This window comes from Rathayibacter sp. Leaf299, from assembly GCF_001423055.1.
GTDB lineage: Bacteria > Actinomycetota > Actinomycetes > Actinomycetales > Microbacteriaceae > Rathayibacter > Rathayibacter caricis.
In genome coordinates, this window is record NZ_LMNT01000001.1 from 716,540 (window position 1) to 741,821 (window position 25,282).

The following is a 25,282-nucleotide window of genomic DNA, read 5'->3' on the forward strand; positions in this document are numbered from 1 at the left end:
CACTCTCGCGTCCGGCCGCTGAAGCCACCCTGAAGCGCTCCGGGCCGCGAGACGTCCTCGGATCGTCGAGACGTCCAGCAGCAGCGGGACGTCTCGACGGGAGCGGGACGCCTCGACGACCCCCGTCTAGAGCGGGAGCCGCAGCACCACGCGCGCGCCGCCCAGGGGAGCGTCCTCGATCGACACCGCGCCGTGGTGCGCCGCCGCGATCTCGGCCACGATCGCGAGGCCCAGCCCCGATCCTCCGGCGTCGCGGGCGCGGCCCTCGTCGAGCCGCACGAACCGCCCGAGCACGCGCGAGCGGTCGGCCGCCGCGATGCCCGGCCCGTCGTCGTCGACGACGATCACGGCCCCGTCCCCGTCGGCCCGGGTGGCCAGGGCGAGGCGCGACGACCGGTGCCGCACCGCGTTGTCGACCAGGTTCCGCACGGCCCGCGCGAGCAGCGCCTCGTCGGCGACGACCTGCACGGGTGAGACTCCGCTCGCGTCGACCTCGATCCCGGAGTCGCGCAGCCGCCGCACCTCGCGCAACGCCAGGTCGTCGAGGTCGACCGGAGCCGCCGCGATCGCCAGTCGCGCCTCGTCGGCGCGCGCGAGCAGCAGCAGTCCCTCGATCAGCCCGCCCATCCGCACCGACTCCTCGGCCACCGTCCGCGCCAGGCGGGCGGAGTCGAGGCGGTCCGGGTGCGCGAGGGCCACCTCGGCCGTCTGCCGCAGGGCCGCGACGGGGGAGCGCAGCTCGTGCGACGCATCCGAGACGAAGCGGCGCTGCCGCTCCTGCGCGTCCTGCAGCCGGTCGAGCATGCGGTTCAGCGTGCGCGCGAGGCGGTCGATCTCGTCGCCCGAGCCGGGCTCCGCGACCCGGCGGTCCAGGGCGGCCGCGGTGACGGAGTCGGCCTCGGCGCGCATCCGGTCGACGGGGCGCAGCGCCCGCCCGACCACCACCCAGCAGACCACCGCGACGAAGGCCACGAGCAGCGGCACCGCGACGGCGAGGAGCGCCGTGGTCGTCGCGACCGCCTCCGCCCGCCCCTCGTCGGGGATCCCTGCGACGAGGAGCGACCCGTCGTCGAGCTCCTGAGCGGCGACGACCACGGGCCCCTCGTCCTCGACCTGCACGGTGACGGGGTCGTCGCCCTCCTCCTGCGCCAGGGCCGGCAGGTCCTCCGCGTCCTCGCCCGCCGCGACCACGCGGCCGTCGACGACGAGCTGCACGACCCCCTCCGAGGCGCGGACCACGTCGGCACCGCCCGACTCGACCAGCGCTCCGAGGCGCTCGGCCTCGGCCTCGGCGGTGCTCGAGGCGCTCGCCGCGAGCACGGAGGAGAGCACCAGCACGAACCCGACTCCGCCGAGCACCGAGGCGAGGGCGACCACGGCGGCGGCCGCGAGCGTGATCCGGGTGCGCAGGCGGCTCATCCGGCCACCAGCGAGTAGCCCGCCCCGCGCTGCGTGCGGATCGTGTCGACGCCGAACGGCCGGTCGATCTTGTTCCGGAGCGTGCGGATGTAGACCTCGACGATGTTCGGGTCGCCGTCGAAGTCGAAGTCCCAGACCGCGCCGAGCACGTCCCGCTTCGGGACGACGTCGCCGGCCCGCGACACGAGGTACTCGAGCACGCTGAACTCCCGCGCCGTCAGCGGGATCGGCACCCCGCCCCGCTCCACGCGGCGCGACGCGGGGTCGAGGACGAGGTCGCCGACCACCTGCACGACCGGCCGCTCCGTCGCGCCGCGGCGGATCAGTGCGCGCAGCCGGGCGATGAGCACCGGGAACGAGAACGGCTTGGTGAGGTAGTCGTCGGCGCCGGTGTCCAGCGCCTCCACCTGATCGAGATCGCCGTCCTTCGCGGTCAGCATCAGGATCGGCGTCCAGTCCTCGGCCGCGCGCAGGCGCTCGCAGACGCGGAAGCCGCTGAGGTCCGGGAGCATCAGGTCGAGCACGATCGCCGCGTACTCGGCCTCCTGGGCGAGCCACAGCGCGTCCGTGCCCGTGGTGGCCGTGTCGACGGCGAAGCCCTCGGCCTCCAGGCCCGTCTCGAGGGCGCGCAGCAGGTTGATCTCGTCGTCGACGACCAGGATGCGGATGGCGTCCTCCCGGGCTCCTCCCGCGGCGAGCGCGGCTCGCCCCAGGCTAGGACGATCCTGCTGAAGCCGCCCTGAAGCCCTGCAGCACCGCCCGTTCCCCTCGATGCGGTAGAAGAGTCGGGTGACTCCGCCCGCCTCCCTCGCCCGCCGTCTCGGGACCGGCGACGCCGTCGTGATCGGTCTCGGCTCGATGATCGGCGCCGGCGTCTTCGCGGCCTTCGCGCCCGCGGCCGCCGCGGCGGGCCCCTGGCTCCTCGCCGGGCTCGCAGTCGCCGCCCTCGTCGCGTGGGCCAACGCCTCCTCCTCGGCGCAGCTCGCCGCGCAGTACCCGCGCTCGGGCGGCACCTACGTGTACGGCCGCGAGCGCCTGGGCGAGTGGCCCGGGTTCCTCGCGGGCTGGGGCTTCGTCGTCGGCAAGACCGCGAGCTGCGCGGCGATGGCGCTGACCTTCGCGGCCTACGCCGCCCCCTCCGGGTGGGAGCGCCCCGTCGCCGTCCTCGCCGTCGCGGCCCTCGTCGGCGTCAACGCGCTCGGGGTCACCCGGACCGCTCTCGCCACCCGCGTCATCGTGACGATCGTCCTGGCGGTGCTCGCGCTGGTCGTCGCCGCCGCGGTCTCCTCCGGTCCCGCCGTCGCCTCCGCGGAGGGCGGCGTCAGCACCATCGGCCCGCTCGGCGTGCTGCAGTCGGCCGGGCTGCTCTTCTTCGCCTTCGCCGGCTACGCCCGCCTCGCCACGATGGGGGAGGAGGTGCGTGATCCGTCCCGGGCGATCCCGCGCGCGATCCTCGGCGCCCTCGCGCTCGCGGTCGTCGTCTACGCCGTGGTCGGGGCGGCGCTCCTCGTGGCGCTCGGTCCGGAGCGGCTCGCGGCGTCGACCGAGCCCCTCGCCGAGGCGGCCGCGGTGTGGCCGTGGACCGGACCGGTCGTCCGGATCGGAGCGGCCGCCGCCTCGCTCGGCGCTCTGCTCGCGCTCATCGCGGGCATCGGGCGGACGAGCCTGGCCATGGCCCGCGAGGGCGACCTGCCCCGGATGCTCGCGCACGTCGATCCGGTGCGGCAGGTCCCGCGCCGGGCCGAGACCGCCCTGGGCGCCGTCGTGATCGTGCTGGTGCTCGTGGCCGACCTGCGCTCGGCGATCGGGTTCTCGTCGTTCGGCGTGCTGCTCTACTACCTGGTCGCGAACGTGTCGGCGCTCAAGCAGGAGCGGCACTACCGCCTGTACCCGCGGTTCGTCGCGATGGGCGGGGTGATCGGCTGCGTGCTGCTCGTGCTCACCCTGCCGCTGCCGTCGATCCTGACGGGCATCGCGGTCTTCGCGGTCGGAGCCGTGTACCGGCTCGCCCGCCTGCGGGGCCGCGCGGCCGGGGAGTAGCCCCCGGCCGCACACGGCTCACTCGTCGCGGTCGGTGTACTCGCCCTCGGCGTCCGAGTCGGGTCCTGCGGAGTCGGAGTCGACGTAGCTCCCCTTCTCGGTGGAGGTCTCCTCGTGGACCGAGGTGTCGATGTAGCTGCCCTGCTCGTCGGTGGCGGTGTGCGAGACGCCGTCGGTCGACGTGTACTCGCCGTCCGGGGTCTCGGTCGTGGTCGTCTCGGCGGCGTGGCGGCCGCGGCGCGGCGCCTCGCTCGCGCCGTCGGAGGTCGTTCCGGGGGAAGTCTCGTCGTCGTGTGCCATGGCGGGTTCCTCGCTTCATCGCGTCGGGTTCCGGGGCACGCCGAACGGCGGCCCCCACTCGAGAGAACTGCATCACGCCCCGCGGTGCAAGGCGTTGCGGCTGCACATCCGTGCCGGTCCCTCCCGCTCCCCGCACCTCCTCCCGCGCGGCGCAACTCCTACCCGGCCCGGCCGCTCCCGCCTAGCGTGACGGGCATGAGCATCCCCACCCGCACCCGCTGGAGCGTCATCGGCCAGCTCGGCCCGCTGTTCGACGACGGCGGACCGATGCTGCTCGTCGAGGCGCGCTCGGCCTTCGGGCGGCGGCCGATGCACCGCGCGAAGGCGCAGCTGTGGCTCTCGGCGCTGCGGCACCGCGCCCGCGAGCTGGGCGACCGCGTCGAGTACGTCCGCACCGAGACCTTCGCCGAAGCGCTCGAGGGCCGCGACGACCTCGAGGTGATCGATCCGCCCACCCGCGGCGGCCGCCGCCTCGCCCGGCGCCTGGGCATGAGCGTGCTGCCCAGCCGCGGTTTCGTGACGGAGGAGGAGGACTTCCGCGAGTGGGCGCTCGCGCGGGCCGGCTCCCGGCTCCTGCTCGAGGACTTCTACCGCTGGAGCCGCGAGCGCACCGGCGTGCTGATGCGCGGCGACCAGCCCGAGGGCGGCAGGTGGAACTACGACCACGACAACCGCCAGCCGCCGCCCAAGGGTGCGGCCCGGCTGGGGCTGCCGGATCCGTGGTGGCCGGTGGAGGACGACATCGACGAGGAGGTCCGCGCGGACCTCGCCCGCTGGGAGCGCGAGGGAGCCGTGCACCTCGTCGGCGAGGACGGTCCGCGGCGCTTCGCCGCCACTCCCGCCGAGGCGCAGGAGGCGCTCGCCGACTTCGCGTCCTCGCGCCTGCAGGACTTCGGCCCCTACGAGGACGCCATGCTCTCGGGCGACTGGACCATGGCGCACTCGCTCCTGAGCGCTCCGATGAACCTCGGCCTGCTCGACCCGCGCGAGGTGATCGACACCGTCGTCGCCGAGCACGCGTCCGGAGGCGCTCCGCTCGCGGGCGTCGAGGGCTTCGTCCGGCAGATCATGGGCTGGCGCGACTACGTCTGGCACCTCTACTGGCACCTGGGGCCGGAGTACCGCACGCGCAGCCGCGCGCTCGGCGCCTCCGCCCCGCTGCCCTCGGCGCTGCTCGAGCTCGACTCCTCGGGCATCGAGGCGAACTGCCTGCACGAGACCCTTGACGACGTCCGGCGCCACGGCTGGGCGCACCACATCCAGCGCCTGATGGTGCTGGGCAACTGGGGCCTGCAGCGCGGCTGGGATCCGGCCGAGCTCAACGACTGGTTCGTGGACGTCTTCGTCGACGGCACCGAGTGGGTGATGCCGGCGAACGTGATCGGCATGTCGCAGCACGCCGACGGCGGCGTCGTGGCGACCAAGCCGTACGCGTCCGGCGGCGCCTACATCAACCGGATGTCGGACTACTGCGGCGGCTGCCGCTTCGATCCGAAGGTGCGCCTGGGCGAGAACGCCTGCCCGGTGACGGCCGGCTACTGGGCGTTCCTGGACCGCGTGGAGCCGGTGCTGCGCACGAACCACCGCATGGCGCAGCCGCTCGCCGGGCTGCGGCGCCTCTCGGACCGCGCGGCCGTGGTCGACCAGGAGCGGAACCGGGAGTCGTACTGAGCACCGCGCGTCAGGCGCGGGTGAACACCGACACCGTCACCGCGACGGTCACGTCGGTCGTCCCCTCGCGCTCCGCCAGGACCGCGACCAGCGCCCCGGCGTCGACGTGGTGCGCGCTGGGACCCATCAGCACCTCCGCGCGCAGCTCCGCGGGCGTCATCGCGACCGCGTAGTCGAGCTCCCGCCGCTCGGTCAGCGCGAAGCCGGCGAGCTGCTCGTCGAGGCGTTCCGCCTTGCCCGCGTCGATCCCGAGCATGCCGAAGACCGGGCGGATCTCGTGCAGGTGCCGCTCCCGCGGCGTCACGACCACGGCGGTCCCGCCGGGCCGCAGCACGCGCAGCATCTCGGGGGCGTTCCGCGGGGCGAACACGGTCAGCAGCGCGTCGGCGCAGCCGTCGGCCAGCGGCAGCGGCTGCCAGAGGTCCGCCGTCGCGATCGCGGCACGGGGGTGCGCGCGGGCGGCGCGCCGAGCGGCCGGGGCCGAGAGGTCGAGTCCGAGACCCGCGGCCTCAGGATGCGCGTCGAGCACCGCCGTGAGGTACGCGCCCGTGCCGCAGCCCAGGTCGACGACGAGCCGGGCGTCCGCGGGCACCGCCGCGGCCACCGCGTCCTGGATCGGGCGGTAGTGCCCCGAGCCGAGCAGCTCCTCGCGCGCCTGCACCATCGCCGCGGTGTCGCCGGAGGTCGCGTGCCGCCCGCGCAGCAGCGACACGTAGCCCTGCCTCGCGACGTCGGCGCTGTGCCCGTTCGGGCAGCGCAGGAGCGAGGGCCGCGGCAGCGCGTCCGGAGCGAGTGCGGCGCCGCAGACGGGGCAGGCGAGCGCCGGCAGCACCCTCGATCCGGGCACCTCCGACGGATCGAGGGGGTGCGCGCTCACGCGGCGGTCCGGTCGTGCAGGGCGGCCGAGCGGTCCCTCATCGCCGTGACTCCGGAGTTGACCGTGGCGATCACGGGCACCGCGAACAGCGCGCCGGCGAGGCCCGCGACCTCGAGGCCGATCGCCACGCCCAGCACGACGGCGAGCGGATGCACCTTCACCGCTGATCCGAGGATCAGCGGCTGCAGCACGTGCCCCTCGAGCAGGTGCACGACGATCACCACGCCCACCATGATCAGCGCCGCCACCGGCCCGATGAACAGCAGGGCGATCAGCGCCGCGAGCGCCCCGGTGACGATCGCGCCGAGGAACGGCACGAAGGAGCCCAGGAACACCGTGACCATGATCGGCACGACCAGCGGGAGCTGCAGGGCGAGCGCCCCGATGCCGATGCCCGTGGCGTTGATGGCCGCCACTCCGAGCTGCGCCCGCACGAACTGCGTGAGCGCCTCGAAGCCCGCCGCCGCACCTGTGAGCAGCGGCGCCCGGGCGGGCAGCGGCAGCAGGCGGAGGAACCACGACCAGATCCGCCGCCCGTCCAGCAGCAGGAAGATCAGCGAGAAGAGGGTGAGCAGCGTGCCGGCGACGACCTCGGCGACCTGCGAGCCCACCGCGAGCGCTCCGGAGGCGATCGTCGCGGCCTGCGCGTCGGCCCACGTGATCGCGCTCTGCGCCCAGTCGGTGAGCTGCACCTGGGTGAAGCCGAGGCCCTGGATCCACTCCTCCACGTCGTCGACCGCGTCGAGCGTGCGCTGCCCGATGCCGCCGAACCCGGCCCGGGTCTGCACGACGACCAGAGCGACGAGGCCGCTGATCGCGAGCAGCAGGGTCAGGATCGAGACGAGCACCGCGAGTCCGCGGGGCAGGCGCCAGGCCTCGAGCCGGTCGCGCAGCGGAGTCAGCAGCGCGGTCAGCAGCAGCGCGACGAGCACCGGCACGACCACGACCGGCACCATCGAGACCAGCTGCACGATGAGCCAGAGGATCGCGGCGACCGCGAGCACCCGCCACGACCACGCGGCCGCGATGCGCATGCCCGGCGAGACGTCGTCGGCCTCGGGCTCTTCGAGCACGACAACGGGAGCGGTCGCCGCGGTTCCCCGCAGTCGCTCCTGCGTCCGGCGTCCTCGCATGACCCCTCCCCGTTCCCTCGCAGTGTACGGCGGGGCGCGCGGCCGGGGCAGGGAGCGCACCGAGAGCGGTCACGGGCGCCGTCGACGACGGATCCGGTTGCCGAATCATCAGAACACTGGCGTAATGGAGACATCATGCCGACCCACGCCACTGTTTTCGAACGTCTCGCCCCGTCCTCCGCGGCCGTCGACGCCTCCCTCGCCGACTCCCGGCGCGGTGTCTTCTGGCTCGAGCACGCACCGGCCCCGCGGTCGCCGCTGGTCGGCTCCGTCCGCGCCGACCTCGTGATCGTGGGCGGCGGCTACACCGGCCTGTGGAGCGCCCTGCGCGCGAAGGAGCGCGATCCCGGCCGCCGCGTGGTCCTCCTCGAGGCCCGCTCGATCGGCTGGGCGGCCTCCGGACGCAACGGCGGCTTCGTCGAGTCGAGCCTCACCCACGGCCGCGAGAACGGCCTCGCCCGCTGGCCGGAGGAGAGCGACCGACTCGAGCGCATGGGGGTCGAGAACCTCGACGGCATCCAGGAGACGATCGCCGGCTACGGCATGGACTGCGGCTTCGAGCGCACAGGCTCGCTCGCGGTGGCCGTCGAGGAGCACCAGATCGCGCAGCTCGCCGAGGGCGACGGGGTAGCGGGCGCGCGCTTCCTCGACGCCGACGGCATCCGCGCCCTCGTCGACTCGCCCACCTACCTCGCCGGACTCGTCGTGCCCGCCGAGCAGTGCGCGCTCGTGCACCCCGGCGAGCTCGTGCGCGAGCTCGCCCGCGTCGCCGAGGAGCTCGGCGTCGAGATCCACGAGGACAGCCGGGTGCTCGGTCTCGAGTCGACGGCATCCGGGGTGCTCGTGCGCACGGCCCGGGGAGCCGTGGAGGCGTCGCACGCGATCCTCGGCACGAGCGCCTTCCCCTCCCTCCTCGCCCGCACCCGGCTGATGACCGTGCCCGTCTACGACTACGTCCTGATGACCGAGCCGCTCGACGCCGGGCAGCTCGAGTCGATCGGCTGGCGGGGGAGGGAGGGCGTCAACGACACGGCGAACCAGTTCCACTACTACCGCCGGACCGCCGACGACCGGATCCTGTGGGGCGGCTACGACGCGGTCTACCACCCCGGTGGCCGTATCCGCTCGCGCTACGAGGAGCGGCCCGAGACCTACCGCGCGCTGGCCTCGCACTTCCTCACCACGTTCCCGCAGCTCGAGGGCGTGCGCTTCAGCCACCGCTGGGCCGGAGTGATCGACACCAGCACGCGGTTCGCCGCGTTCTACGGCACCGCCCTCTCAGGCCGCGTCGCCTATGCCGCGGGCTACACGGGGCTCGGAGTCGGCACGACGGCGTTCGCGGCGGACGTCGTCCTCGACCTGCTGTCAGGCGAGCGGACCGAGCGCACCGAGCTCGAGATGGTGCGCTCGCGCCCGCTGCCCTTCCCGCCGGAGCCCTTCGCCACCGCGGGGATCCAGGCCACCCGCTGGTCGCTCGACCGCGCCGACCACGACGGCGGGCGGCGCAACCTGCTCCTGCGCACCCTCGACGCGCTGGGCCTCGGCTTCGACTCCTGACCGCGTCTCGTTCCGCGCCGGCGACCCCGCGTCGCGCGGCGCCTCGGGTAGCGTCCGGTGCGGAGCACCCGCCGCCGGTGCACGAGGGGGAAGGATGCTCGAGGTTCTGCTCGCGATCGCAGGCTGGGCCACCGGCGCCGTCCTCGTCGTGAGCGGGGCGCTGAAGCTCGGCCGCACGGAGCGGTTCCGCGAGTCGCTCGGCGCCCTCGGCCTCCCCGCCGTGGTCGCTCGCGGCACCCTCTTCGCCCGCTCGTTCCCCGTCGTCGAGATCGTGCTCGGCCTCGCCGTGCTCCTCGCTCCGGCTCCGCTGCACCGGCTCGCCCTGCTGGCGGCGCTCGCCGTGCTCGTGGTCTTCCTGGTGGTCGCGATCGGCGCGGCCCGGGCGCCGGAGCCCGTCGACTGCGAGTGCTTCGGCGGTCTCGGCGAGGCACGGATGAGCGGCCGCACGGTCCTGCGCAACAGCGTTCTCGTCGCCCTCGCGGTCGCCGGGCTCGCGGGTCCCGTGCCGCCCGCCGCGCTGGCGCCCGGGCTCCCGGCGCTCGCCGCGGTGCTGCTCGCCCTCGTCCTGGTGCTCGTGCGCGACCGCCTGCAGCGCCGTGCGGCACCTCCCTCCGCTCCCGCATCGACGTCCGCTCCCGCACCCTCCTCCGGGCCCGTCCTCCTCACCGCCTCGGGCGACCGCATCGCGCTCGCCGAGTTCACCGAGCCGCCGACCCACCTCGTCTTCTTCTCGCCCTCGTGCATCTCGTGCCACGAGCTCGTCGACCGGTTCCGCTGGTGGCCGAACGGCCTGCGCGCGGGCGAGGACCTCGTCCCGGTCCTCCTGGGCCGGCCCGAGGACTTCGCCGTGCACGAGGTGTTCGCCCCGCTGGTCGAGCACGCGCTCTACGATCCCGACCGCTCGGTCGCGGCGCTGCTCGGTCGCGGCGCGACGCCCGGCCACGTCCTCCTCGACGCCGAGCACCCGCTGGGCTCGGGCTGGAGCACCGGCTGGTACGAGATCGAGACGCGGGTGCTGAGCGAGGAGTTCTTCACCGACGTGCACCGCGGCCGCGTCGTGCCCGACCCCGAGGTCCTGGCGCGGGAGGAGTCCCAGCGCGCCGCCGCTCGCGGGGAGTCCGCCTCGCACTGACCGGCCCGGGACGGCGCCGCGCCGCCCTCCCGCTCCCGTGTTCCTGGAACGATGGATCCCACCCGTTCCCGACCCTCCGGAGCCCCCATGACCGCCTCGCTCGGCTCGCTCGTCCCCGTTCCCGCCTCGGAGCACCCGGAGCTGCTCCCCGAGGCGGTCCTCGCCGCCGCCGAGCGCGACGGCGTGCTCGCCGACCTCGGTGTCGTCGACCTCGATCCCGCCCTCTCGGACACCGCGGCGACGAAGGAGCACTACGGCCTCGACGACGCGGACCTCGCCAACTGCGTCGTCGTCGCCGGCTCGCGCGGAGGGGAGGAGCGGATCGCCGCGTGCGTCGTGCTCGCCGACTCCCGCGCCGACGTCAACGGCGCCGTCCGCCGCCTCCTCGACGTGCGGAAGGCCTCGTTCCTGCCGATGGACCGCGCGGTCGCCGAGTCGGGGATGGAGTACGGCGGCATCACCCCGATCGGACTGCCCTCCGGCTGGCGCCTGCTCGTCGACGCCCGCGTGCTCCTGCGCCCGCTCGTCGTGATCGGCAGCGGGGTGCGCCGCTCCAAGATCGTGCTGCCCGGCTCCGCGCTCGAGCGCCTCGCGGGCGTCGAGATCGTCGAGGGCCTCGGGCTGCCGACGTCCCTCTGAGGCGAGGTGGCCGTGCCCCTGCACTCACGATCCGCCCGGGCAACCCGTACCTCCCCGAAACATGAGCGCCGTACGGTGGGCGCATGCGCGCAGAACTCACACTCGGCGCGGAGGAAGAGCTCCACCTGATCGATCTCGAGACGAAGCAGCTCGCCGCGCACGCACCCCAGGTGCTGGCGCGGTTGCCGAAGGACAACTTCTCGGCCGAGCTGCAGCGGACCACGGTCGAGACGAACACGCCGGTCGTCGACTCGCTCGACGGTCTGCGGGAGCAGCTCATCACCCTCCGCAAGGCCGTCATCGACGCCGCGGCGCCCGACGGCATCGGCATCGCCGCGGTCGGCACGGCCCCGCGATCCGAGCACAAGGACTTCGAGCTCACCAGCACCGGCCGCTACGGCCGCATGCAGGAGCAGTACCGGATGCTCGTGGACGAGCAGCTGATCTGCGGCACGCAGATCCACGTCGGTGTCTCCGATCGCGAGCTCGCGGTCCAGATCGCCCAGCGGATCGCGCGCGACCTCCCCGTCCTTCTCTCGGCGAGCGCGAGCAGTCCCTACTGGAACGGCCAGGACACGGGCTACGCGAGCATCCGCACGATCATCTGGCAGCGCTGGCCGAGCGCCGGGGCCACCGGTCCGCTCGCCTCCGCGGCCGAGTACGACCGCCTCCTCGACGACCTGATCGCCACGGGGGTCATCGCCGACTCCAAGATGGCCTACTTCGACGTCCGTCCCTCCTCCCACGCGCCCACGCTCGAGCTGCGCGTCTGCGACGCGATGCCGATCGTCGACGACGCCGTCCTGGTGGCGGGACTGTTCCGCGGGCTCGTGCGCTCGGCCGAGCTCGACATCGAGGCGGGGCGTCCCTTCCGCTCCACCCCGCCGCCGATCCAGCGCGCGGCCACCTGGCAGGCCGCGCGCGGCGGGCTCGCCGGGTCGCTCCTGGACCACACCGAGCATCCGCGGCCCGTCCCGGCGGCCGAGGCGCTGCGCAGCATGATCGCGCGCCTCCAGCCGGCGCTCGAGGAGCTCGGCGACCTCGAGCAGGTGCGCGAGCTGGCCGAGGCGCTGATCGCCCGGGGCAACTCGGCCGACCGCCAGCGCGCGGTGTTCGCCGAGCACGGCACCCTCGACGCCGTGGTCGACGCGGTCGTCGCCGAGACCCACGGGCCGGCGAGCGGGCCGATCCTGCCGGCGCCGAGCCTGCGCACCTACCGCGTGCGCGCGGGCGACGAGGCGGTGGCGACCGGTGGACGGCCGCGCACCGCCTACCAGCCGATCCTCGAGCACTTCCGCGGCCTCGGCCCCGAGCGGCTGGGCGAGCTGCACGCCGCGCGCGATGCGACGGTGCTCGACGCGGGCATCTCCTTCCGACTCGACGGAGAGGACCGCCCGTTCCCGGTCGACCTCGTGCCGCGGGTGCTGCAGGCGCACGAGTGGAGCGAACTCGCCGCCGGGCTCGAGCAGCGCGCCCGCGCCCTCGAGTGCTTCCTGCAGGACGTCTACGGCGAGGGCCGCGCCGTCCGCGACGGAGTCGTCCGTCGTCCGGCGGGCACCGCGGGCTGGCGCGAGGAGGCGACCCGCCTGCCGCGCGGCGTCGTGCGCGGACCGGTCATGGGCTTCGACCTCGTGCGCAACGAGTTCGGCGGCTGGCGCGTGCTGGAGGACAACCTCCGGAACCCCAGCGGAATGGCGTACGCCATGGGCATCCGCTCCCTGCTCGACGACGTCCTGCCCGACCTGCCCCGGCCGACCGGGCTGCTCGACCCCTCCGACACCCTCGACGCGCTCCGCCGCACCCTCGCGGCGGGCGCCCGGCGCACCGACGGCCGCGAGCCCGTGCTCGCACTGCTCTCGAGCGGAGCGGACAGCTCGGCCTGGTTCGAGCACCGCCGCCTGGCCGAGGGCGCGGGACTGCTGCTGCTCGACCTCGGCGACCTCGAGGTCGAGGGCGGGCGCGTCCTCGCCTCCGGCACGCAGATCGACGTGCTCTACCTGCGCCTGGACGACGAGCTGGCCGAGCTCGGCGTCGGCGACCGGCCGCTGGGTCGCGAGATCGTCGACGTCGCCGCCTCCGGAGGGGTGTTCCTCGCCAACGCGCCGGGCAACGGCATCGCCGACGACAAGGCGCTCTACTGCGCCGTCCCCGAGCTGATCGGCTACTACCTCGACGAGCGCCCGCTGCTCGAGTCCGTCCCCACCTACCGGCCCGAGGACGAGGCCGAGCGCCGCATCGTCCTCGAGCGGGTCGGCGAGCTGGTGACCAAGCCGGTGGACGGCTACGGCGGCCGCGGCGTCATGATCGGCCCGTCCGCTCCCGCCGCCCGCGTGGCCGAGCGCCGCGCGGCGATCGCCGCCGAGCCGGAGGGCTGGGTCGCTCAGGAGGTCGTGCGCCTGTCGTCGCTCCCGTCGTTCTCGGGCACCGAGCTGCAGCCGCGGCACGTCGACCTGCGCGCCTTCGTCTTCGTCACCGGCACCGGAGCCGCCGACGTGCGCCTCGCGCCTCTCGCGCTGACCCGCGTCGCCGCCGAGGGCAGCATGATCGTCAACTCCTCGCGCGGCGGCGGCGCGAAGGACACCTGGATCGTGAGGGCCTGAGATGTGCGGAGTGGCGGGGGAGATCCGACTCGACGGCCGCCGGGCCGACGTGGAGGCGGTCGATCGGATGAGCGGCTGCCAGACGCACCGCGGCCCGGACGGCGACGGTCTGTGGGCGCGCGGCCCGGTCGCGCTGGCCCACCGCCGGCTCTCGATCATCGACCTGTCCGTCGCCGGCTCCCAGCCCATGATCGACTCCGCGCTCGGCCTCTCGATCGTCTTCAACGGCTGCATCTACAACTACGAGCAGCTGCGGACGGAGCTGGAGGGCAAGGGCCACCGCTTCTTCTCCCACTCCGACACCGAGGTGATCGGCAAGGCGTACGCCCAGTGGGGCGAGGACTGCGTCGACCGCTTCCTCGGCATGTTCGCCTTCGTGATCGTCGAGCACGAGTCGGGGCGCGTGGTGATGGCCCGCGACCGGCTCGGCATCAAGCCGCTGTACCTCGACGAGACGCGCGAGCGGATCCGCTTCGCCTCGACCGTGCAGGCGCTGCTGGCCGGCGGTGTCGCCGACACCTCGATCGACCGCACCGCCCTGATGTTCTACCTGAGCTTCCACTCCGTCGTCCCCGCGCCGCGGACGATCCTGGCCGGCGTGACGAAGCTGCCCCCGGCGACCGTCCGCGTGATCGAGCCCGACGGCACGAGCCGCGAGCGCGTCTACTGGGAGCCCGTCTTCACCCGCGACCCCGCGCGCGCCGACTGGTCCGAGAAGGACTGGCAGGAGGCGCTCATCGCCTCGTTCCGCACCGCGGTCGAGCGACGGATGGTCGCCGACGTGCCGGTCGGCGTGCTGCTGTCCGGCGGCATCGACTCGAGCCTCGTGGTGGCGCTCCTGGCCGAGGCCGGTCAGACCGGACTGCAGACCTTCTCGATCGGCTTCGACTCCGCGGGCGGAGAGTCGGGCGACGAGTTCGAGTACTCGACCCTGGTCGCCGAGCGCTTCGGCACCGACCACCACCGCATCCGGATCGACTCCTCGCGGCTGCTCCCCGGCATCGACGGCGCGATCGGAGCGATGAGCGAGCCGATGGTCTCGCACGACGCCGTCGCCTTCTACCTGCTGAGCCAGGACGTCTCGCAGCACGTGAAGGTGGTGCAGTCCGGCCAGGGCGCCGACGAGGTGCTCGGCGGCTACGACTGGTACCCGCCGCTGGCCGGGGTGCCGCGAGAGCGGGCGCCCCAGGCGTACGCGTCCGTGTTCTTCGACCGGGGCTTCCCCGAGCTGCAGGCGCTGCTGCGACCGGAGTGGCGCGGCGAGGACGCGGCGACCGCCTTCATCGCCGAGCGCTTCGCCCGGCCCGGCGCCGACACCTCCGTCGACGCCGCGCTGCGCAACGACACCACGGTGATGCTCGTGGACGACCCGGTGAAGCGCGTCGACAACATGACGATGGCGTGGGGGCTCGAGGCCCGCGTGCCGTTCCTCGACCACGAGTTCGTCGAGCTGGTCGGGCGGATCCCTCCCGAGCTCAAGCTCGCCGACGGCGGCAAGGGAGTGCTCAAGCGCGCGGTCCGCGGCATCGTGCCCGACGAGGTGATCGACCGCACGAAGGGCTACTTCCCGGTGCCCGCGATCCGCCAGCTCGATGGCCCGTACCTCGAGCGCGTCCGTGCAGCTCTGACGGACCCGTCGGCCCGGGAGCGCGGGATCTTCGACCCCGCCCTGGTCGACTCCCTGCTCGCCTCGCCCAACGAGACCCGCACGCGACTGGGCTCGAACGAGCTGTGGCAGCTGGCCCTGCTCGAGATGTGGCTGCAGGAGCACGGCGTCGGCTGACGTTCGTCCCGCGTTCGCGTCCCGCGGAACACCGGCCCCGACCGGTGCCGGAGGATGGAGACCATGACCTCCACCGCGACCTCCGGGCTCCTCGCCGCCGAGCAGCTCGGTCTCGACCTCGTGCACGCCTGGGGCAGCTGGGGCCCGTCGATGACTCCCGACGCCGCCCGAGCCGCCTTCATCAGCGATCGCGGAGGCGCTCCCGAGGTCTGGGTGCAGGACGTCGTCGTCGACGGCGAGCTGCCCGAGGCGCACTGCATCCGCTTCACGGAGGATCCGGTGCTCTCGGTCTCGTGGTCGGCCGACTCCGCGTGGCTCGCCTGCTTGGTCGCGACCGACGGCGGCGTGCGCACGCAGGTCTGGGTGGTCCGGCCCGACGGCTCCGACGCCAAGCGCATCGCCGGCTCGCGCGACGCGCACGCCGAGCTCGGGCCGTGGACCCGCAGCGGCCACCACGTCGTGGTCACCGTGCCGTCGGCCGAGCCGGAGCAGCCCACCCGGTCGTTCCTCGTCGATCCGGTCACCGCCGAGCGGCGCCCGCTCGTCGACGGCGACCTCATCTCGGTGCTCGACCTGTCGACGGAGGAGCGCCTCGTCGTGGTCCGCGACGGCCAGCGCGGTCACCAGTACTGCTCGGTGGTCGACCGCCTGACCGACGAGAACCACGCCCTCCTGCCCGATTCGGGCACCGGATCGACGGACGTCGCGTTCCTGCGGCCCGCACCGTTGAACGACAACGAGAGCCCGATCGTCGCCTACCTCGCGACCGACGTCGACCTGCCCCGGCGCCAGCTCGTCGCGATGCCGCTGGGCCCCGACGGCTGGCGCGGGCGCATCCGCCGTCTCGCCGCCCGCGACGACGCCGAGCTCGAGGGCCTGGACGCGGACGACGCGGGGCACCTGCTGATGCTGGTCTGGAACGTGGCCGGCTCGAGCGAGATCGAGCTCTTCGACACCCTGACCGGCGAGCGCGTCCCCGTCACCGGGCTGCCCGGCCTCGTCGCCACGACCCCCGTCCTCTCCCGCGACGGCAGCTCGGTGGTGCTCGGCGTCGAGGGCCCGGAGCGGCCGCGCGAGCTGTGGCGGATGGACACCGCGACCCACGAGTGGTCGCGCATCACGCAGGTGCCTGTCCTGCCGGCCGCCCCGCTCGTCGTGCCCACGCTCGAGCGCTTCACGGGCCGCGACGGTCTGGCGCTCTCGGGCTGGCTGTACCGGGCTCCGGGCGTGGAGGGCCCCGGGCCGGCGATGCTCAGCCTGCACGGCGGGCCGGAGTCGCAGGAGCGGCCGACCTTCTCGGCGCAGCACCAGGCCGTGGCCGCCTCCGGGGTCTCGGTCTTCGCGCCGAACGTCCGCGGCTCCTCCGGCTTCGGCCGCGACTTCGTGCACGCCGACGACGTCGAGCGCCGGTACGGCGCGTTCGACGACGTGCTCGCCGCCGCCGAGTTCCTGGTCGAGTCCGGAGTCGCCGACCGCTCGCGCATCGCCGTCACCGGCCGCTCCTACGGCGGCTACCTGACGCTGGCGTCGCTCGCGTTCTCCCCGGGCGTCTTCGCGGCCGGCGTCGACATCTGCGGCATGTCGCACCTGCTCACCTTCTACCGCGACACCGAGCCGTGGATCGCCTCGGCCGCGGTGACGAAGTACGGGCACCCGGAGCACGACGCGGAGCTGCTCGAGGAGCTGTCGCCGCTGGGCCGCGCCTTCGCGATCGACGTGCCGCTCCTCGTCGTGCACGGCGAGCTCGACACGAACGTGCCGCTGGGCGAGGCGACGCAGATCGTCGCCGCCCTGGAGGCGCTGGACCGTCCGGTGTCGTTCCTCCAGCTCGACGGCGAGGGGCACGAGTACCGCCGCGCCGACTCGAAGGAGCTGCTGCTGCTGTCGCTCCTGCGCTTCCTGCACTCCTCGCTGGTGCCGGCGGGAGAACCGCTCGCGACCGCCGCGAGCTGAGGCCGGGCGGGTCCGCGACCCCGGGGAGGCTCAGCTGCGCTCGAACTCCTCGGCGAAGGAGCCGTGGATCGGCCGGGCGGGGTCGTCGCCGACCGCACGCGACGGATCGTCGATCTCGACCGCGCGCGCGAGGTCCGGGGCGGCCGCGGCCGGTCCGGCTCCGGCGCCCGCGAGATCTTCGGGGCTCCCGTCGAGCAGCTCCTCGGCGATCCTGCTCGACAGCCCGCTGCGCTCGCCCGGGCCCGGGTCGCCCCGGGGGTCGATCGGTGCGTCGAGAGCTTCGTCGAGTCCCGTGGTCCTGCCCTCCGGTGCGTCGGGCCCGGATGAACCGGGCCCCGATGTCGTGTCCTGCACCGCTCGCTCCTGCCTCGGGCGCTCCGATCTCCGGGCGCGCTCCGTCCTGCGACGAGGATAGGACGCGGTGCGCCGATCAGTCGAGGAGCAGCCAGGTGTGGCCGTCGACCTGCACGCCGCCCACGGTCGCCGGCTCGTCGCCGATGTTGAGGGCCAGCCGGGCCGATTCGCCGCCCGGTCCCTCGGCGATCAGCAGCACCGAGGTGTTGGCCAGGTCGACCGCGCTCGTCCGCGCCTGCGCGAGCCACGGGTGCCTGCGCCGGAACGCGATCACCTCCTGGTGCGCGCGGTACGCCTCTCCGCCCGGCAGGTCGGAGGGATCCGCCGGGAACGCCGGACGGATCGCGTCGTCGCCGCCGACGCGCTCCTCCTTCACTCCGCGCAGGCCCCGCTCGTCGCCGGAGTAGATGCTGGGCACGCCGCCCACGAAGCCGAGCACCGCCACGGCGTGGCCGTGGTGCCGCTCGTCCGACACCGCGCTGGCGAGGCGGGTCACGTCGTGGTTGCCGATGAAGGTGAGCGGGAGGAAGGAGTCGAGGAACTCGCCGTGCCGCGTCAGCGACCAGGCGAGCTCGAACAGGTTGCGCTCCTCGAGCGAGTTGCGCACCGCCTTCCACAGCTCGTACTGGGTGACGGAGTCGAGGCCCGAGTCGCGCACGTAGCCGGCGTAGTCGCCGTGGATGACCTCGCCGACGAACCACGCCTCGGGGAACCGCTCGCGCACCGGATCGATCGCCGCGCGCCAGGAGGCGGGCGCGACCGCATAGGCGGCGTCGAGCCGCCACCCGTCGATCCCGCGCTCGAGCCAGTGGGCGAGGACGGAGGAGACGTAGGCGGACACCTCGGGATTCGCGAGGTCGAGCTCGACGAGCGCCTCGTGCCCCTCGAAGACGTCGACACGGAGCCCGTCGACCTCGCGGGCGGAGTCGCTGCGCGAGAACCGCGCGGCCGCCGCGGACCCGGGGCCCGCCGCCACCGCCTCGCGCCACCACGGGTGCTCGCGTCCGACGTGGTTGAACACGCCGTCGAACAGCACCCGGATCCCGCGCTCGCGGCAGGCGGCGATGAGGGCGTCGAGGTCGCCCTCGTCGCCCAGCCGCGGGTCGACCCGGAAGTGGTCGACCGTGTCGTAGCCGTGCGTGCTCGAGGCGAACACCGGGCCCAGCAGGAGGCCGTTGCAGCCCAGCGCGAGCAGGTCGTCCAGCCAGGGGAGGAGCGCGGGCAGCCGGTGCTGCACCTCCCCTGGCGCGTCGGCCGCCGAGGTCTCGGCGCCGGTGAACCCCAGCGGGTACACCTGCCACCAGATCGCCGTCGTGATCCAGCCGTCCGTCGTGTGCGCCATCCCGGCCGCCTTCCCTGCGCGCTCGGGCACGCGTCGGGCCGAGTGTAGTGAGACGGACCGGTCGTGCCCGAGGGCTTGCGGCCGACCGCCGCCTCGCTCATGAGCGCAGTCCCGCGATCCAGCCGAGCAGATCACCCGCACCACGGAGGGTCGCGGGCACGGTGACCGTCGCCACCGCGAGCGCGAGCACGGCCGCCGCCGCGCCCGCCGCTCCGAGGCGGCGCTCCCCGGGCCGGAGGAGGGCGGCGACCGCGACGACGAGCGCCGCCGCGGCCACTCCCACCGATGGGAGCGCCCACACCGGGTGGACGGCCGAGGTCAGAGCGAGCAGGCCGACCGCGACCGCGGTCAGGCCGGGCTCGCGCGGTGACCGGAGGCGCCGGGCGAGCACCGCGGAGCGGAGGAAGGACGGCCGGGCGGGCGCCGAGGAGGTCGCGGAGGAGGGAACGAGGGGGAGGAGGGTGATCGACATGCGCCGATCCTGACCACCCGGACGGTCGGGTGGACCGCCTGTCCGCGCATCGGTGGAGGAGCGCCCCGATCCGCGCCTGGGGAGGGCTGGAGGGGCACCAGGGGCCTCCGGACGGCCCGGATCAGCGTCATTCCGGGCTTCTGCGCCCCGGAATCACGTGCTTTGGCGGGTCGTGCTGGTAGGTTACCGACGGTCCGACCGGTTAGAGGGAGTCCGTCCCCGGCCGAGGACGATCCACAACCACCAGCTGTTCTCAACAGCGCGAACGTCCTGGGAGGACACTCCAATGGCTGACAAGTCGCTCAACCGCACCGAGCTCGTCGCGAAGATCGCCGCGGACTCCGGCCAGAGCCAGGCCGCCGTCAACGGCGTCCTCGACTCGCTCTTCTCGACCCTCGCCGACTCCGTCTCCAACGACGTGAAGGTCACCATCCCCGGCTGGATCGCCGTCGAGCGCACCTCCCGCGCCGCGCGCACCGGCCGCAACCCGCAGACCGGTGAGACCATCCAGATCGCGGCCGGCCACTCGGTCAAGGTCTCGGCCGGCACCAAGCTCAAGGCCGCTGCGAAGTAGCACCGGTCCTCCGACGAAGGCCCCGGCGTCCGCGCCGGGGCCTTCGTCGTCCCCGCGGCTGCCGATCAGCCGGGGAACGTAGGCTTGACGGGTGAATCGAACCGTCCGGATCGCGGGGCCCGCGCTGCTGCTCGTCGCAGCCGCGCTCGTCGCCCTCCTCGCGGCCCTCGCCTTCGGCCGCGGAGCCGCCGCGCCGCTGCTGAACGATCCGGGGCCCGTCGTCCGCTACGGCCTCCCGATCGCGAAGCTCGCGGTCAACCTCGGCGCGGCCGCCATGATCGGCGCGCTCGTGCTCGCCCTCTTCGCGCTGAGCCCGCGCTCGACGGCGAAAGCGGCGAAGACCCCGAAGCCCGCGAAGGCCTCGAAGACGGCGGAGCCCGAGACGCCCGAGCAGCGCACCGAGTACTCCGTCGCCCTCGACGTCGCCGCCGCCGGCGCCGCGTTCTTCGCCGCCGCCGCGGCCGTCACGGGCTTCTTCACCTTCCTCAACGTCACCCAGACTCCGCTGAGCCTCGATCGCGACTTCGGCACGAAGCTCAGCTACTTCATCGGCAGCATCCCGGTCGGCCAGGCCTGGCTGACCACCACCCTGCTAGCCGCCGTCGTCACCGTGCTCTGCTTCGCCGTGCGCAACCAGACCGCGCTCGTCTTCGTCACCGCGATCGCGCTGCTCACCCTCCTCCCGATGGCGCAGCAGGGCCACGCCGCCGGCTCCGCCGGGCACGACGCCGCGGTCACCGCGCTGGGCCTGCACCTCGTCTTCGCCGCGATCTGGCTCGGCGGCCTCGTCACGGTCGTCGTGCTCCGACCGCTCCTCGACGGTCCGCGCCTGCTGCCCGTGATCCAGCGCTACTCCAGCCTCGCCCTCGTCAGCTTCGTGGTCGTCGCGGCGTCCGGCTACCTCAGCGCCGAGCTGCGTCTGGCCAGCTTCGGCAACCTCCTCACCGGCTACGGGATCCTCGTGATCGTGAAGGTCGCGGCGCTGATCGCCCTCGGCCTCTTCGGCCTGGTGCAGCGCCGGTTCCTGATCGAGCGGATGCGCTCCGCCGGCGGTGCGGGCGGCCGCAGCTTCTGGTGGCTGGTCGGTGCCGAGGTCGCCTTCATGGGCATCGCCTCCGGAGTCGCCGCCGCACTCGCGCGCACCGCGACCCCGGTCGACCAGGTCGCCGCGAGCCAGCTGACCGACCCGACGCCCGCCCAGCTCCTCACCAGCGAGCCCCTGCCGCCCGTGGCGAGCGCCGTGAACTTCGTGACCCTCTGGAACGTCGACCTGATCTGGCTGCTCGTCACCGGCTTCGGCATCGCGTTCTACGTGGCGGGCGTGCTGCGCCTGCGCCGTCGGGGCGACTCCTGGCCCTTGCACCGCACGGTGCTCTGGATCGCGGGCATGCTCCTGCTGGCCTACATCACCAACGGCGGCGTGAACGTCTACGAGAAGTACCTGTTCAGCGCGCACATGCTCTCGCACATGGTGCTGACGATGGCGGTGCCGCTGCTGCTCGTGCCCGCCGCCCCGGTCACGCTGATCGCGCGGGCGGTCGTCCGACGCACCGACGGATCCCGCGGGCCGCGCGAATGGGTGCTGCTGGCCGTGCACTCGCGCTTCGGCACGATCGTGTCGCATCCGATCGTCGCGGCCGTGCTCTTCGTCGGCTCGCTCTGGGCGTTCTACTACTCGCCCCTGTTCCGCTGGGCCACGACCGACCACATCGGCCACGAGTGGATGATCGTGCACTTCCTGATCACCGGCTACCTCTTCGTGAGCGTGCTGATCGGAGTCGATCCCAGCTCGCACCAGGTGCCGTACCCGATGCGTCTGCTGCTGCTGCTGGGCACCATGGCCTTCCACGCCTTCTTCGGCCTCGCGCTGATGACAGGGGAGGGCCTCCTGCTCGCCGACTGGTACGGAGCGATGGGCTGGGGCAGCGATGCGCTCGCCGATCAGCGCGCGGCCGGAGGCATCGCCTGGAGCATCGGCGAGATCCCGACCCTCGCCCTCGCGATCGTCGTCGCGATGATGTGGAGCAGGTCCGACGCCCGCGAGACGAAGCGGCGCGATCGGCAGGCCGACCGCACGGGCGAGGCGGAGCTCCACGAGTACAACGAGCGCCTGGCCGCCCTCGGCAAGCGCCGCTGACCCTCCTCCCCAGGCGGCCGTCCGCCCCCGTCCTGCCCGTTCCGGATCGACGCCGCACGGCCGCGGGTACAGTGGACCGGTGACCCAGCCGACCCTCTCCGACGAGCAGCAGCGGGTGTTCGACCTCATCGAGAACACGCGCGAGCACCTGTTCGTCACCGGTCGGGCCGGCACCGGCAAGTCGACCCTGCTGAACCACCTGAGCTGGAACACCGACAAGCAGATCGTCATCTGCGCCCCCACCGGAGTCGCGGCGCTGAACGTGGGCGGCCAGACGATCCACTCGCTCTTCCGCCTGCCGATCGGCGTGATCGCCGACTCCGATCTCGACCAGCCGCCCGAGCTGCGCAAGCTCCTGAACACCATCGACACCCTCGTGATCGACGAGATCTCGATGGTCAACGCCGATCTGCTCGACGGCATCGACCGCAGCCTCCGCCAGGCGCGCCAGCGGCGGGCCGAGCCGTTCGGAGGCGTGCAGGTCGTCCTCTTCGGCGATCCGTTCCAGCTCGCCCCCGTCCCCGGCGACCCCGAGGAGCGCGCGTACTTCGCCGACCGCTACCGCTCGCTGTGGTTCTTCGACGCGCTGGTCTGGCAGGAGGCTCCGCTGCGCATCGTGGAGCTCGGCCGGATCCACCGTCAGAGCGACGAGCGCTTCAAGTGGATGCTCAACGCCGTCCGCTTCGGCATGGTCACGAAGGAGATCGCCGACGTCCTCAACGAGGCCGGCGCCCGCACCCCGCCGACCGACGGGGCGATCACCCTCGCGACCCGCAACGACACGGTCAACCGGATCAACCAGACGGCGCTGGCCCGTCTCAAGGGACCGCTCAAGACGGCGACCGCCGAGATCAGCGGCGACTTCGGCGGCCGCACCTACCCGGCCGATCAGAACCTCGAGCTCAAGATCGGCGCTCACGTGATGTTCCTCCGCAACGATGCGGAGCAGCGCTGGGTCAACGGCACGATCGGGATCGTGAAGAAGGTCGCCGGCACCGTCTGGGTCGAGGTCGACGGCGAGGTGCACGAGGTCGAGCCGGCCACCTGGGAGCGCTACCGCTACTCCTACTCGGCGGCGACCAAGAAGCTCACCCGCGAGATCGTGGCGGAGTTCGCCCAGTTCCCGCTCCGGCTCGCCTGGGCGGTCACCATCCACAAGTCGCAGGGCAAGACCTACGACTCGGCCGTGGTCGACCTCGGCCAGCGCGCGTTCGCCCCGGGGCAGACCTACGTCGCGCTCAGCCGCATCACGAGCCTCGAGGGCCTGTACCTCACCAGGCCGCTGCGGCCGAGCGACATCATCGTCGACAAGGACGTGCTGCGGTTCATGTCCGAGCGCCGGGCCGAGCCCGCCGCGGTCGCGACCGCCGAGGGCGGCGCGGCGTCGGCCTGACGTCGCGGGGCGCGATCAGGCGGCGACGCGGGAGCGGGCGAGGTCGCGGAACAGCTCGGTTGTCAGCCGGTAGGCCTCGGCCACCTCGGCGATGACCCGGTCGCGCTCGGCGTCGTCCCAGTCGACCGCGTCGAGCTGCTCGCGGTACACGGCGCGGAACGCCGACGGCGTGGCGATCTCGCCGTACAGGTAGAAGCCGACGCCGTTGGTCTCGAAGCCGAAGCGGCGCTGGAGCAGGGTGCGCACGATGCTGCAGCCCGACAGATCGCCGAGGTAGCGCGTGTAGTGGTGGGCGACGAATCCGCCGCTCCATCCGCTGGCCACGGTCGTGATGCGCTCGACGTACGCCGCCGTCGAGGGCAGCGGGCGGATGCGCTCGCGCCAGTCCTCGCCGATCAGGAACCGCAGGTCCTCGGCGATCGCGGGCAGTCGGGTGAGCTTGGCCGAGATGAAGGGGGCCGCGACCGGATCGTCGCCCATGCAATCGGCCACCGCCTCGAGCGCCTCGTAGACGAAGTAGTGCTGCGAGACGAGCGCGATGTAGTCGTCGCGGCTGCCGGCGCCGGTCATCAGGGCGGTCATGAAGGCGGCGCCCTCGTCGTCCGCCGCGTCGGTCTGGCCGACGCGCTCGCGGAGAGCCTGCGAGAACGGGATCACGTTCGACACGAGGGCCTCCGATCGGCTTCTTAGGTTGGCCTTACCTTAGCCGACCGCGCGGAGGGAGGCCAGAGGCCGTCGGAGACCGCTCAGTGCTCGTGCCCGTCCTGGACGACGCCGTGCGTCCCTCCGGTACCGCCCGGCCCGGCCGAGGTCGCGGCCATCGCCGGAGTCGCGAGCGCCGAGACGACGAGGGCCCCGGCCAGCAGACCCAGCACCGTCCGGCCGGCCGGCACCGCACGATCGGGGGAGGGGGCGTGTCGGAGGGACGCCGCCACGAGGCCCGCCGCGGCGAGCTGCAGCACCCCGCCCGCGAGCGAGGGCAGCGGATCGCGCAGGATCCCCGCGGTGAGGGCGAGGACGGAGCCGGCCGCGGTGGCGACGGCGACCGCGAGCACCACCCGCGGCAGGAGGATCCGGCCACGGGCCAGCACGGCGACGGCCCAGGCGAGCTCGCCGGCGCCGAGGAGCACGAGCGCGGCGAGCCACGCGTCGTCCCGCACGGAGGCCAGGCAGAAGTGGACCAGACCGGCGCCGAGGGCGGCCGAGGCGGCCCAGCCGCGGACGAGAGGATTCACGCGCGCCTCCGGAGAAGAGGAAGGCCCCGGATCGACACACCGCATCGTGTCGTCCGGGGCCGTGGAGTCCGTCCGCCGCGGAAAACGGCGGGCCCGCGGCGGACGGAGTGGGAGGGGGCGGCTGTCGCCGCCCGGATTCAGGCGGTGGCCGCTCGCGACCGTGTCGACTTCTCGGTTCCCAGCCCCACGCCCAGCAGCACGATCGCGCTGCCGAGGTGCAGGAAGTGGTCGGCCGTGTTGAGGGCGAGCACGTTCAGCGACGTGTTCACCACGAAGAAGCCGACGATGCCCAGGAGCAGGTACGCGGCTCCGACGACCGTGTTCACGGTCTTCGCGGCGGCGACTGTCGAGAGCCCGGCGATCAGCAGCGCTCCGCCGATCAGGAGGTGGGCGATGTTGTGCATCGGGTTCACCTCGAAGATCCCGAGGAGCAGCCCTCCGTCGGTGGCGAGGAACTGCACGCCGCCCGTCACGACGAAGCCGAGCAGCCCCACGACGAGGTAGACCGCTCCGAAAGCGGTGGCGAGCAGGCGGTTGGGTGATCTGCGCATGTGACTGGACCTCCTTCACGCGACGGCCCTGTGCCGACACCCCTTCTTCGTAACCCGCGCCGAGTCGGTTTGGAAACGGGGTGGACGTCTCGGGTCACGGTCCGGATACGAACCGGCGGG

22 protein-coding genes are annotated in these 25,282 nt (G+C 73.6%); 11 read left to right on the top strand and 11 right to left on the bottom strand.

Translation table 11 applies throughout. The features are described 5' to 3' along the window. Positions 1–126: 126 nt before the first annotated feature. A complete protein-coding gene (locus ASF48_RS03260) occupies positions 127–1,419 on the bottom strand; it encodes a sensor histidine kinase (protein WP_055786306.1) in 1,293 nt (430 codons plus the stop codon). Further along, positions 1,416–2,087 (bottom strand): response regulator transcription factor, encoded by a 672-nt coding sequence (locus ASF48_RS03265; protein WP_055788854.1) that lies wholly within the window; start codon positions 2,085–2,087, stop codon positions 1,416–1,418. Before ASF48_RS03265 ends, ASF48_RS03260 begins: the two co-directional genes overlap by 4 nt. A gap of 121 nt (positions 2,088–2,208) precedes the next feature. Here ASF48_RS03265 and ASF48_RS03270 point away from each other — a divergent pair, with 121 nt between their 5' ends. After that, the gene (locus ASF48_RS03270; protein ID WP_055786309.1) at positions 2,209–3,459 is read left to right on the top strand and encodes an APC family permease; all 1,251 of its coding nucleotides are present in this window, start codon (positions 2,209–2,211) and stop codon (positions 3,457–3,459) included. 18 nt (positions 3,460–3,477) lie between these two features. Here the strand turns inward: ASF48_RS03270 and ASF48_RS03275 are convergent, their stop codons facing one another. Continuing rightward, entirely contained in the window at positions 3,478–3,759 is a 282-nt protein-coding gene (locus ASF48_RS03275) for a hypothetical protein (protein WP_055786312.1), read from the bottom strand. A gap of 195 nt (positions 3,760–3,954) precedes the next feature. Here ASF48_RS03275 and ASF48_RS03280 point away from each other — a divergent pair, with 195 nt between their 5' ends. Then, positions 3,955–5,430 (top strand): cryptochrome/photolyase family protein, encoded by a 1,476-nt coding sequence (locus tag ASF48_RS03280; RefSeq protein ID WP_055786315.1) that lies wholly within the window; start codon positions 3,955–3,957, stop codon positions 5,428–5,430. A gap of 10 nt (positions 5,431–5,440) precedes the next feature. Here the strand turns inward: ASF48_RS03280 and ASF48_RS03285 are convergent, their stop codons facing one another. Next, on the bottom strand, positions 5,441–6,307 hold the full coding sequence (locus ASF48_RS03285) for a methyltransferase domain-containing protein (protein ID WP_200930958.1): 867 nt from the start codon (positions 6,305–6,307) through the stop codon (positions 5,441–5,443). After that, positions 6,304–7,440, bottom strand: coding sequence for an AI-2E family transporter (locus ASF48_RS03290; protein WP_055786318.1), 1,137 nt, complete (start codon positions 7,438–7,440; stop codon positions 6,304–6,306). Before ASF48_RS03290 ends, ASF48_RS03285 begins: the two co-directional genes overlap by 4 nt. Before the next feature lie 135 nt (positions 7,441–7,575). On the opposite strand from ASF48_RS03290, the gene ASF48_RS03295 reads away from it, so the two are divergent. From ASF48_RS03295 to ASF48_RS03320, 6 genes are all read left to right on the top strand, one after another. Beyond that, positions 7,576–8,997 (top strand): NAD(P)/FAD-dependent oxidoreductase, encoded by a 1,422-nt coding sequence (locus tag ASF48_RS03295; RefSeq protein ID WP_055786320.1) that lies wholly within the window; start codon positions 7,576–7,578, stop codon positions 8,995–8,997. Positions 8,998–9,091: 94 nt separating this feature from the next. Then, positions 9,092–10,129 (top strand): MauE/DoxX family redox-associated membrane protein, encoded by a 1,038-nt coding sequence (locus tag ASF48_RS03300; protein WP_055786323.1) that lies wholly within the window; start codon positions 9,092–9,094, stop codon positions 10,127–10,129. An 87-nt stretch (positions 10,130–10,216) separates the two neighbouring features. After that, positions 10,217–10,768 (top strand): YbaK/EbsC family protein, encoded by a 552-nt coding sequence (locus tag ASF48_RS03305; RefSeq protein WP_055786325.1) that lies wholly within the window; start codon positions 10,217–10,219, stop codon positions 10,766–10,768. A gap of 83 nt (positions 10,769–10,851) precedes the next feature. Beyond that, the gene (locus ASF48_RS03310; RefSeq protein WP_055786329.1) at positions 10,852–13,368 is read left to right on the top strand and encodes a carboxylate--amine ligase/circularly permuted type 2 ATP-grasp protein; all 2,517 of its coding nucleotides are present in this window, start codon (positions 10,852–10,854) and stop codon (positions 13,366–13,368) included. Between the two features lies 1 nt (position 13,369). Then, positions 13,370–15,151, top strand: coding sequence for an N-acetylglutaminylglutamine amidotransferase (locus ASF48_RS03315; RefSeq protein ID WP_055786332.1), 1,782 nt, complete (start codon positions 13,370–13,372; stop codon positions 15,149–15,151). Between the two features lie 63 nt (positions 15,152–15,214). Next, entirely contained in the window at positions 15,215–17,104 is a 1,890-nt protein-coding gene (locus tag ASF48_RS03320; RefSeq protein WP_157603034.1) for a S9 family peptidase, read from the top strand. Between the two features lie 30 nt (positions 17,105–17,134). Here ASF48_RS03320 and ASF48_RS03325 read toward each other — a convergent pair whose 3' ends face one another. The 3 genes from ASF48_RS03325 to ASF48_RS03335 form a co-directional block, all read right to left on the bottom strand. After that, a complete protein-coding gene (locus tag ASF48_RS03325) occupies positions 17,135–17,458 on the bottom strand; it encodes a hypothetical protein (RefSeq protein WP_055786338.1) in 324 nt (107 codons plus the stop codon). A 76-nt stretch (positions 17,459–17,534) separates the two neighbouring features. Then, a complete protein-coding gene (locus ASF48_RS03330; protein ID WP_055786341.1) occupies positions 17,535–18,800 on the bottom strand; it encodes an alpha-amylase family glycosyl hydrolase in 1,266 nt (421 codons plus the stop codon). Positions 18,801–18,897: 97 nt separating this feature from the next. Further along, positions 18,898–19,272, bottom strand: a complete 375-nt coding sequence (locus ASF48_RS03335; RefSeq protein WP_055786344.1) for a hypothetical protein — start codon at positions 19,270–19,272, stop codon at positions 18,898–18,900. Between the two features lie 286 nt (positions 19,273–19,558). Between ASF48_RS03335 and ASF48_RS03340 the strand changes: the two genes are divergently transcribed. The 3 genes from ASF48_RS03340 (at position 19,559) to ASF48_RS03350 (ending at position 23,376) form a co-directional block, all read left to right on the top strand. Beyond that, positions 19,559–19,846 (top strand): HU family DNA-binding protein, encoded by a 288-nt coding sequence (locus tag ASF48_RS03340; RefSeq protein ID WP_055786347.1) that lies wholly within the window; start codon positions 19,559–19,561, stop codon positions 19,844–19,846. A gap of 91 nt (positions 19,847–19,937) precedes the next feature. Further along, positions 19,938–21,983 carry a cytochrome c oxidase assembly protein gene (locus ASF48_RS03345; RefSeq protein ID WP_200930959.1) on the top strand — a complete coding sequence of 682 codons (2,046 nt, stop codon included), beginning with the start codon at positions 19,938–19,940 and terminating at the stop codon, positions 21,981–21,983. Between the two features lie 79 nt (positions 21,984–22,062). Next, positions 22,063–23,376: an ATP-dependent DNA helicase gene (locus tag ASF48_RS03350; RefSeq protein WP_055786350.1), complete on the top strand. Its 1,314-nt coding sequence runs from the start codon at positions 22,063–22,065 to the stop codon at positions 23,374–23,376. A 15-nt stretch (positions 23,377–23,391) separates the two neighbouring features. Here ASF48_RS03350 and ASF48_RS03355 read toward each other — a convergent pair whose 3' ends face one another. From ASF48_RS03355 to ASF48_RS03365, 3 genes are all read right to left on the bottom strand, one after another. After that, positions 23,392–24,042 carry a biliverdin-producing heme oxygenase gene (locus tag ASF48_RS03355; protein ID WP_055786352.1) on the bottom strand — a complete coding sequence of 217 codons (651 nt, stop codon included), beginning with the start codon at positions 24,040–24,042 and terminating at the stop codon, positions 23,392–23,394. 80 nt (positions 24,043–24,122) lie between these two features. Beyond that, on the bottom strand, positions 24,123–24,611 hold the full coding sequence (locus ASF48_RS03360; RefSeq protein ID WP_055786355.1) for a hypothetical protein: 489 nt from the start codon (positions 24,609–24,611) through the stop codon (positions 24,123–24,125). Between the two features lie 137 nt (positions 24,612–24,748). Then, positions 24,749–25,162: a DUF4383 domain-containing protein gene (locus ASF48_RS03365; RefSeq protein ID WP_055786358.1), complete on the bottom strand. Its 414-nt coding sequence runs from the start codon at positions 25,160–25,162 to the stop codon at positions 24,749–24,751. Positions 25,163–25,282: the final 120 nt, after the last annotated feature.